We start from the raw sequence: 13,363 nt of genomic DNA on the forward strand, positions 1-13,363 counted from the left end.
GGAATAGTCATCTACCAGAAGAAGGATTTGGGGTTAAAATAAGCACAGTAGGTTTCAAACCATCAGGATGGCAGACTCACCTAAGACAATTTAATGAATACCCGGAGTTGGGGATTGATTTCAGAATGAAAAAACACAATCAAGTCATTATGGTTGGCCCTTCTCTGTCTGAACAAGGGGGAATGGGAACTGTAGAAAAGCTAATTATGAACACAGGATACACTGGGTTCACCATTAAGCATATTAATACTTGGAATGGGAAATCGAGTTCTTTTAAAAGATTTAATCAAATCAAAGTATTTACCTTGGCTTTTTTGACTTTTTTAGGATATTTATCTCAAAATGAAGTTGATATTGTTCATTTACACATCTCAGAACGGGGCAGTATTGTTCGTAAAGGAATTATTGCTTTAGCTTGTATTATTGCGAAGAAACCTTTTATTCTTCATGCTCATGGTTGTGAATTTCATGAATTTTATCAAGAACTCCCTCCACTGATTCAACGCCTCGTTACTAGACTCTTTAGACGTTCTGCTTGTTTGATTGCTTTATCTGAAAGTTGGAGAAACTATTATATTGAGACTTGCCATCTCACGCCCGAAAAAGTGATTGTTTTGAATAATCCTGTAATCCTAGCGGATGAATGGCAGAAAGAGCCTAACCCTGAGCAACTCAAATTCGTTTTTTTAGGAAAAATTAACAAACGTAAAGGAATTTTTGATTTACTGACAGCCTTTGCTAACCTGAAACCGGATTGCAGAAATAAAGTTGAATTAGTGTTAGCCGGAACCGGAGAGGTTGAAGACGCTCAAAATTTAGCGACCCAATTAGGAATTCAAGAGCAAGTCGTTTTTCCGGGTTGGATTAACCAACAGCAACGAGATAAATTATTAGCTCAAAGCCATGTTATGTTGCTTCCCTCTTATAATGAAGGATTACCCATGGCTATTTTAGAAGCGATGAGTTGGGGACTTCCGGTAATTACCACTCCAGTGGGGGGTATTCCTGAAGTCATTAAGCACGGAGAAACGGGATTATTAGTTAACCCTGGTAATATCCAAGAGTTAACAGATGCAATGCAGTCTGTAATTGAAAATCCATCCTTGAGATTATCTTTAGGTTTGGCTGCCTATGAGCGGGTAAAACCTTTGTCTATTGAGCATTACAGCGATGTCTTATTTAAGCTCTATAGTTTGATTCTCGAACACTACAGAAACCCAAAGCTAGGAAACGTCAGCCTCCAATCTGATGAGCAACCAACACAACCCATCATGTCCGAGAAATTCTATTACAATCTAGGTAAAGCAGAAAAATCAGACAATTTTTAGCTTTAGCTACTAAAATTGTGGTGAACACAAGGTTGTGTGGTATCGAATGGGATGGCATCAAAAGCCCATCCTATAAACAAAATTTGAGGTATCCTCAACCTTGAGCCTAAAGATGTGCCAAAGCACGTCAGTATACAAAACAGGTAAGCTATTCAGCACCTATGGAACCTCAAGATTATCCAGAAGATATTGACTTAATAAAATACTGGCTGATTCTGAAGCGTCATTGGTTGCCAGCAGCCGGGGTTGCCTGTATTGCCATCATGTTTTCCCTTTATTCAGCAATTAATACTGAAAAAACCTTTGCTGCTTTTGGGAAACTGCGGTTAAAGAGACTCAGTACAACATCAGCATTAGTGACCGATGCTGGAGAAAAAATTAGTACCCTCGATACCTTAAATTCAAAAGATACTCCCTTAGATACCGAAGCTGAGGTGATTCGTTCCGCTCCCATTGTTGAGCAAGTGATTAAAGAATTAAACTTAAAAGACAAAGAGGGTGAACCTTTAACCTATGAAAAAGTGAGCTATAAGTTAGGGGTTTCAACGATTCGAGGAACGGATATTTTAGGCATTTCCTATGAAAGTCCCAATCCCAAAGAGGCTGAAGCTATTGTCAATAAGGTGATGGAGCTTTACATCAAAAATAATATTTTAGTCAACCGTTCCGAAGCTGCTGCGGCTCGTACATTTATTAGTGCCCAGCTACCTAAAAAAGAACAAGAACTGCAAGATGCAGAAGCTGGATTAAGAAACTTCAAAGAAAAATACAATATTGTTAATTTAGAAGAAGAAGTCAAATTAGTGGTGAGTACAATTGAACAACTCGATACTCAAATCGAACAGACTCAGGTGAGTTTAGACACCGTAACGGGTCAGATTGAAGAGTTGCAGAAAAAGCTGGGCAGTTCCTCAGAAGATGCTCTGGCTCGCAGTACCCTGAGTTCCTCATCGGGGGTGCAACAGGTTTTAACAAAGTTGCAGGAGGTTGAAGACCAATTAGCACTTTTAAGAACTCGTTTTTTGGATACAAGCCCTGAAATTATCGCCTTAGAAAACGAAAGAGATGCCTTAAAAGCCCTTTTAGATCAGCGAATTCAAACATCATTAGGCGGTCAAAAGCTACCATCAGGAGGGTTACAAAATGGTACTTTAGAGCAAACCTTAACACAACAATTAGTTACCTTTGAATCACAAAAAGAGGGACTTACGCAACAGTTGGCTTCTTTATTAACAGCGCGTCAAAAACAAAAAGAACGAGCCTTACTTTTGCCCCAATTAGAACAAACTCAACGACAACTTACGCGCCAACTGATGGATGCTCAAAATACTTATGAAATTCTAACCAATCGATTGCAACAAGTCAGAATTGCCGAAAATCAAAATGTAGGGAATGCTCAAATTATAAGTCAAGCTATTGTGGGTAAAAACCCTGTTTCTGGGAGCAAAAAAACGGTTGTTATTATGGGTGTCGTCGTTGGCGGAATGCTTTATGTGGTGATATCATTTCTGTTTGAAATACTAGATCCCTCCATTAAAACCCTCAAAGAAATTAGAAATTTGTTTAGTCGCTATACGCTATTAGGGATAATTCCTGCGCCTCAGAAAAAAGTGCGATGGACGGGAATCAAAATTGAACGAATAACTTCCGAGCTTCCGGTTAAAGATGAACCCCATTCCTTGATCAGTGAATCCTATCGAATGTTGCAGGCAAACTTGAATTTTATTAGTCCTGATCGAGAGTTAAAAGTTGTTGCTGTTACCAGTATTGTTGCTAAGGAAGGGAAGTCTAAAGTTTCTGCAAATTTAGCTGTGGCGATCGCTCAACTAGGGAAGCGAGTCTTATTGATTGATGCTGATTTACGTCAGCCTCGACAGCATCATATTTGGGACTTAACCGATGAGTTAAACCCGAAAGGATTAAGTGATGTGATTGTTAGTCAAGCAGAATGGGAATGGGCAGTGCGAACCGTAATGCCTAATTTAGATGTTTTACCCTCCGGTGCGATCCCACCCAATTCTTTAGCCCTTTTGGGTTCCAAGCGAATGAATTTTTTAGTAGAAGAGTTTCGGAAAAACTATGATTTTGTAATTTTTGATACGCCCTCTTTATTGTTGGTTGCTGATGCCTTAACCTTAAGTAAAGTCACCGATGGAATTCTGTTGGTAATTCGACCGGGAAATATTGATACCATCAGTGCCACCGCAGCCCGAGAACAGTTAATCAAATCTAGTCAAACAGTTCTGGGTATTGTGGTCAATGATCTCAACAGCAAAAACGAACCGGATAGTTATTTCCGCCACGCCAAGGTATACTCTAATGAGGGTAAAAAAAGCCAAAAACGTCTAAGCTTAAAAAATAAAAGACTCAAAGCTATGAAGTAAACCATCAATGTTTAATCAAATTACGAAAGCAGTTCAAAATAAAATTAATCCTGATCAGCTTAAAATTCTTACCAATATTGGCTGGCTTCTGGGCGAAAGACTCTTTCGCATGATTATGGGTTTTTTTCTTTTAGCTTGGACAGCACGCTATTTAGGGACAGATCAGTTTGGGGAGTTAAATTATGCCATCGCTTTTGGAGCCCTCTTTCTCCCCCTATTTCAACTGGCTTCTGATCAACTGATATTCCGCGATTTAGTTAGAGCTCCGACCTTAAAAGAACAAATTCTGGGAACAGCTTTTTTTATTAAGTTTGTAATTGGAATTATTGTTTTTATCTTGGCATCAGGATCAATTATTGTTTTACAGCCTGATAATCCCTTGACAATTAAGCTGGTTATTATTGTCTCCATTCCCTCCTTGATCGGAGGAGTGTCGATTATTGAAGCTTGGTTCCAATCTCAGGTAGAATTAAAGTATACAATTTGGTCAAGAAACATTGTTTTTATTCTGGTTACTTTAATCAGAATTATATTGTTAGAAAGTAACGCTCCCTTAATCTCTTTTGCTTGGTTAGTTCTTATTGAAAGTGCTGTCAATGCCATTGGATTTGTAGTTATTTATCGTTTAACAGGACAAGATATTTTAGCTTGGCGGGGCAATTGGAAACGCGCTCAAAAGTTAATGAAAGTCAGTTGGCCCTTAATTTTATCGAGTTTAGCAATTACGATTTATTTACGCATTGATCAAGTGATGTTAGGACAGTTAGCGGATTCTGAGCAGGTGGGACTTTATTCCGCCGCCGTACGCCTTTCCGAAGTCTGGCCCTTTGCTTCCACAGCGATTGTTAAATCCATTGCTCCTTCAATTATTGCCGCTAAAAATGACAGTGAAGAACTGTATTATAAAAAATTGCAACGGCTGGCGACTTCCCAAGCCCTCTTGGTTTATTGTATTGCTATTCCTATGACATTTTTAGCCACTCCGGTTATTATTCTAGTCTTTGGTAAAGAATATGCGGCTGCGGGTGGAGTTTTAGCAATTCATATTTGGTCTTCCATGTTTCTATTTTTAGGCTATGTTAAAGAAATTTGGATTACTACTGAAGAATTAACCGGATTTGCTTTTGTTTTTAGTGTTGTGGGGGCGGTAAGCAATGTGATCTTGAATTTATGGCTAATTCCCCAATATCAAGCAACGGGAGCCGCTATTGCCACCGTAGTTTCCTATGGATGTGCTGATTATCTTGCTTGTTTTCTGTATAAACCAGCCCGGAGGTTTGGATGGATTATGACCCAAGCCATGACCTTAAATTTGATCAAACTGAAGATTCAATAATTCTTGGGGTATCTGCTGAAAATTCATTAATCTAGGAATAGATTAATTTTGGAATTTTTGATATACTTTTGCCTATAGCTATTTTAAAGCATTCGTGAACGCTAGGATGTAATTCTGAGGACAGCGAAAAGTTTTTGCTGCGGTCACTGTGGACAAATTCAATCAGAATGCTATTTCACCATTAACTTTAATCAGTGATTAGGAGGGAAAGCAATGACAAAGCTGATCGAACACTTAAATATGTACCCAAACTATGCCTTGAATACAGAAAAGCATGGCTGGTTTAAGTTGTTAAAATTGAAAATATTCCCCGACAACTTACTGACTCGAATTAGCTTTGAGTTACACATGGCTGTTGTGAGGTTCAAAAGTAAAAATATACCTCAAAAATATATCAATGCTAAAGGATTACAGCTTAACATTGGGTCAGGCCCCTATGGTCGAGAGGGTTGGGTAAATATTGATGCTTATCCAGCACCTAGTGTTAACTGTATTTATGACTGTCGCAAGCATTTACCTTTTCCTAATCAGTCTGTATCTGCCATTTTTTCTGAGCATTTTGTTGAACACATTGATTACACCGAAGAACTTCCTTATTTTCTATCTGAATGTTATCGAGTGTTAGAACCTGGCGGAGTCATTCGGATCATTGTTCCTGATGGCGGGAAATATTTAAAAGCTTACTGCAAAGAAGGATGGGATGAATTAATTGAAATGAGACCTCTAGATGAAAACCATACGGACTACCACTTAAAATGTAAGTACAATACCAAAATGGAGCTAATTAATAATATTTTTCGTCATGGAGAAGAACATAAATATGCCTATGACTATGAAACTCTAAATTTTCTGTTAAAAGGTTATGGCTTTTCTACGGTAAAACAACAAGAATATAACCAATCTTTTCATGATTTTTTGTGTATCGAACGCCAGGAAAGAGCATCAGAAAGCCTTTATGTTGAAGCCATAAAATGAGCCAAAGTTAATACGGTGCATCTTCAATATTTAGTCGAGAATTAAACATCTTTCCCAACAACTGATTTCACGACTTATACCCATTTAATCTAGTTATATCCATAGTGTTGTCACCAAGAGGATAGGGATTGATTGTTGAGAAATTGGTTTTATTAACAAAAACATTAATTTCAGGAGATAGTATTTTGCAAAAACTGCCATTAGTAAGCATTTTGGTTAATAACTATAATTATGGTCATTTTCTGGCTGAAGCCATTAACAGTGCATTAAATCAGACTTACTCGCCCATTGAAGTGATTGTTGTTGATGATGGTTCAACGGATAATTCTCGCTCGATTATCGAAAGTTATGAGCAAAAAATTATTCCAATTTTAAAAGAAAATGGGGGGCAAGCAACCGCTTTTAACGTGGGTTTTGCTGCCAGTCGGGGTGATATTATCTGTTTTTTAGATGCTGACGATTTGTTTGAACCCCACAAGATAGAAAAAATTGTGCAAATCTTTGAACAGCATTCTGAAGTGGGCTGGTGCTTTCATCCTTTAACTTATATCGGAGATCAAATAGATGCTGAAGCTTTAAAAACGAAGACTGGGGCTGAAGGAATTTATGACTTGCGTGAGTCTATAAAACAGGGAAAACTCAATGGCAAACTTCCCTTTGGAACTGCCACTTCTGCCATTTGTTTTAAACGAGAACTTCTGGAAAAAATTCTTCCTATGCCCGTAGCCATTAGAATTACCAGTGATGATTATATTAAATATTTAGCTTTAGGCTTAAAACCGGGGTTTATCCTGCTCCAAAAATTAGCGATTCAAAGAATTCATGGTAATAATGCCTTCACTTTTAAAACCGATACCGATAAAGTGAACTTAAGAATTTCAATTGTCTGTCTCACGGCTTACTGGATCAAAACAAACTTTCCAGAGTTTCAAAAATTTTCTAATAATATGTTGGCTCTGGCTATCATTCTATCTTTGCGCTACAGAAACAAAAATGAAGAAAATAATCAACTTATAAAGGATTATCTCGCGTCCATTCCTATTATTACAAAAATGGAAATCTATCTTAGAGCCACCTATTATCTCCTCAAACTATGAACTCCTACTTAAATTTTTTTGAAAAGCGATTTACTATTTTTGCTCTCCTGTTTCTCACCGGACTGCTTCGGTTTGCCAGTTTTTATACCAGCCCCGATGCCAAATCAGATTTACCACCCACTTATAATCCTTTTGATAAAGTCTCTTCATTATTTCAACAATTTATTTATTTAACCTCGCTGTTTTTACTGGTTTCTCGACCAAAAGGTTCAGTTCGTGCTGCGATTCGAGATCCTTGGGTTTGGATGTTAACTTTCATGTCCATTTTTTCTTTTCTCTGGTCAGATTATCCCGATATTTCCCTACGAAAAGGCATTACAACTGTTCAAACCAGCTATTTTGGTCTCTATATGGCCTCCCGTTTTACCCTCAAACAACAGTTACAAATGTTGTCTTGGGCTTTGGGGATTATTGCCGTTTTTTCGTTTTTCTTTACCCTTGCCTTTTCCGGTATTGCGATCGAATCCGGTGCGAATGCTGGGGCTTGGCGGGGGCCATTTACCCAGAAAAATCTGTTAGCTCGACTGATGGTTTTATCGGCAATTGTTTTCCTTTTATTAGCCCTTGACAATCCTAAATATCCTAAAGTTTCTTGGGGCTTATTTGGTCAATCCATCCTGATGATTCTGTTAACGGGATCGAAAACAGCCCTCTTATTACTCTTAAGTATTTTAATTCTTCTTCCCCTTTATAAACTCTTACGCAAAAAAGATACAATTCTGATCCCCTTGCTTGTGATGGTTGTCTTAATAGGCGGAAGTTCTATTATTTTTATTACTGAGAATTGGTTAGATATTTTAGCTGCTTTAGGTCGAGATGCTACCTTGAGTGGTCGAACAACATTATGGGAAATTGCGATTGAAAAAATCAATGAACGTTATTGGCTAGGCTATGGATATCAAGGATTTTGGTTGGCAGGGGGAGGAGCCGAAGTCATTTGGAAACATGAAGGCTATAAACCTCCCCATGCCCATAATGGGTTTGTGAATATGGCTCTTGATTTTGGCGTCTTGGGTTTAATTCTATTTGTAGTGACACTGCTGGTAACTTATGGTCGTGGGATTATCTGGTTACGCACCGGAAAAACAACGGTTGAACTTTGGCCAATTTTTTATGTTACCTTCTTTTTCATGTATAATCACACGGAGAATACTATCATCGAACATAACTCGCTCTTTTGGGTTTTATTAGTATCTGTTTCCCTATCCATGAAACGAGTTAAACCGATGAAAAATCTACCGATGCCCCCTGATTTACCCCTAGATAAAAAACTTAAGCAAAAACAAAACTCAGAATAATATTTTCTTGATATTGAACCCAGAAAATTAAGATTCACCCTTCAAGAAGATCAATTTGAGCTTTTTTTGCTTTTCAGAGACTAACCTATCAATCTATTCTAAGCCATGACAGATATTGCAATTTTTTTAATGGATTTAGGTGGTGGAGGTGCTGAACGGGTCATGATCAACTTAGCCCAAGGTTTTGTTGAACACCAACTCAGTGTTGATCTAGTTTTAGTTCAACCCCAGGGCCCCTATCTGTCCCAACTTCCTGCCGGAATTAACCTGATTAAATTAAACAGTTCTCGATTAATGTTGAGCCTTCCTAAGTTAGTTCAATATCTCCAACGAAAGCAGCCTAAAATTTTACTGTCAGCGTTAGAAGATACCAATTTTATTGCCCTTTTAGCTCGCAAAATCGCGGGAGTTTCAACAAAAGTCGGGGTAACAGTTCATAATAATCTTTCCCGTGAATCCCAAAATGCAACACAACTGAAACGACGCTTAACTCCTACTTTAGTGCGTTGGTTGTATCCGGCGGCAGATTATATTATTGGAGTCTCAAAAGGGGTGAGTGATAACTTGATTGAATTGGGACTTCCTGCTGAAAAGATACAATCGATTTATAATCCCATTGTGACTTCAGAATTGCTGGTAAAATTGCAAGAATCGGTTGAGCATCCTTGGTTCGCTTCCGGTCAACCTCCGGTAATTTTAGGTGTCGGACGTTTAAATCCTCAAAAAGATTTTGCAACGTTAATTCGAGCTTTTGCTCAAGTGCGAAAACAGCAACAAGCGCGATTGATGATTTTAGGAGAAGGCAGTGAACTGGCTCATTTACAAGGTTTAGTCCAAGACTTGAATTTAACCGAAGACGTTGCTTTTGCTGGGTTTGTTAATAATCCCTATGCTTATATGGCGGCTTCTACGGTGCTGGTGTTGTCCTCCGCCTGGGAAGGGTTTGGTAATGTTTTAGTAGAAGCGATGGTCGCAGGAACTCCGGTGATTTCTACCGATTGTGAAAGTGGCCCGGCTGAGATTTTAGCCCAGGGAAAATATGGCAAGTTAGTTCCCGTTGCCGATAGTCAGGCGATGGCTGAGGCTATTCTTGCCACCCTCACAAAACCTGCAAATCCTGAACCCCTAAAACAACGGGCGATGGAGTTTTCTCTGGAAAATTCTGTTAACCAATACCTGCGGATTTTACAGATGGATTAAAACAGTTAATAATTAACCATCCGTAAAAACTATGATAGGGTATTGTTAATTTCCACTTCTCTAAGTTTAATCTATTGAAATCAATGTCATTCCCCCAGGGAAAGGGAAATCCGATATCATCATCATTCTTCAATCTCAATTATTTTTTTTAATTTAGCAGAAAACTCAAAAAAAGATGAAGGTATTAAAAATTGCGTCCGATCAAAAGTATCTCATTCAGAACGAAAAAGTTCGCCCCCATCCGATGCTTTATCCCCTGTGGCCTAATTTTATAGAAACAGGTTCTTATCCTTGGATGAAAAAGTATGATCACTACCTGGAAATTGGGGAAAACTTATTTGAAATGACCCCCTTGAAAGATGCTGATTTTGCGGTTATGCCTGATGATTGGAGAACAGTCGTCGGGGAAGTTTGGTATGAAAAGTCCAACCCAAAAGCCTATTCCCTTTATAAAGAATTTGCAGCAAAAGCTGAACAAGCAAAGAAACCTTTAATTGTATTTTTTGGAGGCGATCGCTCCGATGAAGCTGTGAAATTACCCAATAACAATATGATTATATTTCGGCATTCTGACTATCGTTCCAGAGCCAAAACCAATAATTTCTCTTGGCCTGTATTTGTTGAAGATTTAGTAGAACATTATTTAGATAATAAGATTGTTATTCGTCAAAAGCAACCTAAGCCTACGATTGGATTTTGTGGATTAATTAAACCCGCAAATTTAAAAAATATCATTAAAAAATATCTATACTATGCCTACATGATTACTCAGCAAGGACGCTGGGGATATCCTCCAATTCAAGGGCATTTTTTAAGGAATAAAATTATCAAAAACTTAAAAAATAGTTCTTTGGTGCAAACTAATTTTGTGATTCGAGAAAACATGGTTTTTTTGGGAGAACAAAATTTAGATCAAATGCAAAAGCTAAGAATCGAATTTATTGATAATATGATTAATAGTGATTATGTCCTTTGCTGTCGCGGAGCAGGGAACTATTCCAATCGTATATTTGAAACCCTTTGTTGTGGTCGAATTCCGATTCTAGTTGACACCGATTGCGTTTTACCTTATGATTTTGCTGTGGACTGGAAACAATATTGCGTGTGGATTAAGGAAAATGAAATTCCCCAGATTGCTGAAAAAGTAGCTGAATTTCACAACAACATATCTACACAAGAGTTTATCATTCTGCAACAAGAATGCCGAAAGTTTTGGAAAGAGTGGCTATCAACGGAAGGCTTCTACTCTAAATTCCATTTACATTTTCAATCTCCAACTTAAATCAAGGGACTGAGGTAAAGCTTATGATAGTATTTATCATTCCTGTCAAGAGCAAAAAAGTTGCTACCTCTTGGCCAGATCTGTGTCAACTATTTGATCGGTCTTTGCGTGCCGTTTGTAACCAAACCTCACCGGATTTTAAAGTGATTGTGGTTTGTAATGAAAAACCCACCACGTCTTTTGAACATCCCAATGTTGAATATTTGTGCGTTGATTTTCCGCCTCCAGGGGAAGGATATGGGGTAAAAGTTGATGATCGAGCTAAAAGAGTTGTGGCAGGACTATTTGCGGTTAAGCACTTGCAGCCCTCCCATGTCATGTCTGTGGATGCGGATGATTGTATTAGTAAACATATTGCTGAATTTGTCAATAAAAATCCTGATAAAAATGGTTGGTATGTGGATCAAGGCTATGAATATGATGAAGGCAGTTCTAAAATAGCAGCTAGAAAAGAAGGATTTTATCGCATTTGTGGGACTTGTAATATTGTCAATTATCGTCTATTTACATTGCCTCCAGAAATGATACAATATGATCAGTTAACCGGGTATGATCGATTTTTAGGGGGACATCCTTTGGCGAAGGGAGATTTAGCAGACAGGGGAACACCCCTGGAAGCCTTGCCTTTTCCTGGAGTTGTGTTTGTCCGAGATCAAGCAGGGGAAAGTGTATCGATGCAGGAATCCTTTTTGGAGAAATGGAAACGCAACCCAAAAGAGACATTAAGAGGTCTGAAAAAAAGACTGCTGGCTCCCTTTAATGAACAGGTTTTAACTGATAATATTCGAGAAGAATTTGGACTTTACCCCTTATTAAAATAAAAATTTCTTAACTAATTTTGAGGATTTTTAACATGGCTAAACTAAACCTAAAATCTCAATTTTATCAAGTTTTTAACTCTTTAAATAGTTTAAAAGGACACGCCTTTATTACAGCTAAATTTTTTTTGAATGAATTAAAAAAATCTCAATTTGTTACGATTAAAGGAATTAAGATTCCAATTATCGAAGATCTACCTGAAAATACTCTAAAAGCCCTTTATGGTGGGTATTATGAAAGGTTTGAACTCAAAGTCATTGGGCAGACATTAGAAGCCAGTGATCGAGTTTTGGAACTGGGAACAGGTTTAGGTTTAATCTCTAGCTTCTGTGCTAAAAAAATAGGCAATGACCGAGTTTTTACTTATGAAGCTAACCCGGGATTAGAACCCATTATCCGTCAAACCTATGCTTTAAATCATGTGTCTCCCCATTTAAAGCTTTGCATATTGGGAAAAGAAATAGGAGAACAAACATTTTATGTTTCCGAAAGCCTGTGGGATTCTTCCCTTCTGGAGTATAGTCCAGATTTACAAGCGGTTCAAGTTCCAGTAAAATGCTTTAACGAAGAGGTCAAAATAGTCGATCCTTCCTTTCTAGTTCTTGATATAGAAGGGGGGGAATATGAATTTTTTCAGTATGCTAACTTACATAATATTCGCAAAATTTCGATGGAGCTACATGAAGACCTTATTGGAGAGGAAAAAGCGGAATTCGTTCGTTCTCACTTAACCCTATCTGGGTTTACTCTTAATCTCGATTTTTCCTATCGAGATCGTGAGCTATTTTGGGAGCGTTAATCCAAAAAAACGAAATGCAAGTCAGGAGATCGCAGATAATGTTAGCTTTTATCATTCCTTTGAAAAGTTCCCAACTTTCCAGTTCTTGGGAACGAGTCTGTCAGTTATTAGAACGAACTTTAAAATCGGTCTGTAATCAAACTTCATCTAATTTTGAAGTGATTATTGTTTGTCATGAAAAACCGGAATTATCTTTTTCTAATCCTAAAGTTCGCTGTTTGAGTGTTGATTTACCCCTTCCGGGAAATGATTTTGTCAGTAAAGAAAAAGACCAAATCTGTAAAATGCTGCTAGGGATGATAGAAGCTGACAGCATGAACCCCTCTCATATTATGTTTGTGGATGCAGATGATTGCGTGAGTAACCGTTTAGTTGAATTTGTGGATCAAAATATTGATCAAAATGGTTGGTTTATTGGTAAGGGGTATGAATACCGAGAAGATATTCAGCAACTCAAATATCGAAGTAAAGGTTTGCATTTGAGAAGTAATACCAGTCATATTATTAGAATGGATTTACTCAAACCCTATCTAACAATTCCCCTGGAGGAAGTGAGACGGGAGAATTTTATACGGGATAATTTTATTTTGTACCATCCAGATACGGCGAATATCTTAAAACGTCGTGGAACGCCCCTGAAAGAATTACCCTTTCCTGGAATGGTTTATATTACCGATAATGGTGAAAATATCTGGTGGAGTCAATCCCAAATTTCCGAGCGAGAAAAAGATTTTTACTTAAAAAATCAGATACAACTTTATCTGAAAAAAGTGTATCAAAAATTGATTACCCGTCCTTTAACTCCAGAAATTCAACAGGAGTTTTACTTATATTAAATTCATCAA

The 13,363-nt window shown here is 37.8% G+C and carries 11 protein-coding genes; all 11 read left to right on the top strand.

Features of this window, described 5'->3' with window-relative positions; all coding sequences use genetic code 11:
* Positions 1-125: 125 nt before the first annotated feature.
* The 11 genes from H6G57_RS10100 to H6G57_RS10150 all read left to right on the top strand — a co-directional run bounded on the left by H6G57_RS10100 (position 126) and on the right by H6G57_RS10150 (position 13,354).
* The gene (locus tag H6G57_RS10100) at positions 126-1,328 is read left to right on the top strand and encodes a glycosyltransferase family 4 protein (RefSeq protein WP_190518215.1); all 1,203 of its coding nucleotides are present in this window, start codon (positions 126-128) and stop codon (positions 1,326-1,328) included.
* 161 nt (positions 1,329-1,489) lie between these two features.
* The gene (locus tag H6G57_RS10105; protein ID WP_190518217.1) at positions 1,490-3,712 is read left to right on the top strand and encodes a polysaccharide biosynthesis tyrosine autokinase; all 2,223 of its coding nucleotides are present in this window, start codon (positions 1,490-1,492) and stop codon (positions 3,710-3,712) included.
* Between the two features lie 7 nt (positions 3,713-3,719).
* Positions 3,720-5,048, top strand: a complete 1,329-nt coding sequence (locus H6G57_RS10110; RefSeq protein WP_190518219.1) for a flippase — start codon at positions 3,720-3,722, stop codon at positions 5,046-5,048.
* Positions 5,049-5,261: 213 nt separating this feature from the next.
* Positions 5,262-6,023: a methyltransferase domain-containing protein gene (locus H6G57_RS10115; RefSeq protein ID WP_190518221.1), complete on the top strand. Its 762-nt coding sequence runs from the start codon at positions 5,262-5,264 to the stop codon at positions 6,021-6,023.
* A 185-nt stretch (positions 6,024-6,208) separates the two neighbouring features.
* Positions 6,209-7,120, top strand: a complete 912-nt coding sequence (locus H6G57_RS10120; RefSeq protein WP_190518454.1) for a glycosyltransferase family 2 protein — start codon at positions 6,209-6,211, stop codon at positions 7,118-7,120.
* Positions 7,117-8,418 (top strand): O-antigen ligase, encoded by a 1,302-nt coding sequence (locus H6G57_RS10125; RefSeq protein WP_190518223.1) that lies wholly within the window; start codon positions 7,117-7,119, stop codon positions 8,416-8,418. Before H6G57_RS10120 ends, H6G57_RS10125 begins: the two co-directional genes overlap by 4 nt.
* Before the next feature lie 105 nt (positions 8,419-8,523).
* A complete protein-coding gene (locus tag H6G57_RS10130) occupies positions 8,524-9,618 on the top strand; it encodes a glycosyltransferase (protein WP_190518225.1) in 1,095 nt (364 codons plus the stop codon).
* A gap of 175 nt (positions 9,619-9,793) precedes the next feature.
* Positions 9,794-10,900: an exostosin family protein gene (locus H6G57_RS10135; RefSeq protein WP_190518227.1), complete on the top strand. Its 1,107-nt coding sequence runs from the start codon at positions 9,794-9,796 to the stop codon at positions 10,898-10,900.
* Between the two features lie 23 nt (positions 10,901-10,923).
* A complete protein-coding gene (locus H6G57_RS10140) occupies positions 10,924-11,721 on the top strand; it encodes a glycosyltransferase family 2 protein (RefSeq protein ID WP_190518228.1) in 798 nt (265 codons plus the stop codon).
* Between the two features lie 32 nt (positions 11,722-11,753).
* Positions 11,754-12,518: an FkbM family methyltransferase gene (locus H6G57_RS10145; RefSeq protein ID WP_190518230.1), complete on the top strand. Its 765-nt coding sequence runs from the start codon at positions 11,754-11,756 to the stop codon at positions 12,516-12,518.
* A gap of 38 nt (positions 12,519-12,556) precedes the next feature.
* Entirely contained in the window at positions 12,557-13,354 is a 798-nt protein-coding gene (locus tag H6G57_RS10150; protein ID WP_190518232.1) for a glycosyltransferase family A protein, read from the top strand.
* The last annotated feature ends 9 nt before the right edge of the window (positions 13,355-13,363 follow it).

The sequence above is a fragment of the Planktothrix sp. FACHB-1365 genome (genome assembly GCF_014697575.1).
Taxonomy (GTDB): domain Bacteria; phylum Cyanobacteriota; class Cyanobacteriia; order Cyanobacteriales; family Microcoleaceae; genus Planktothrix.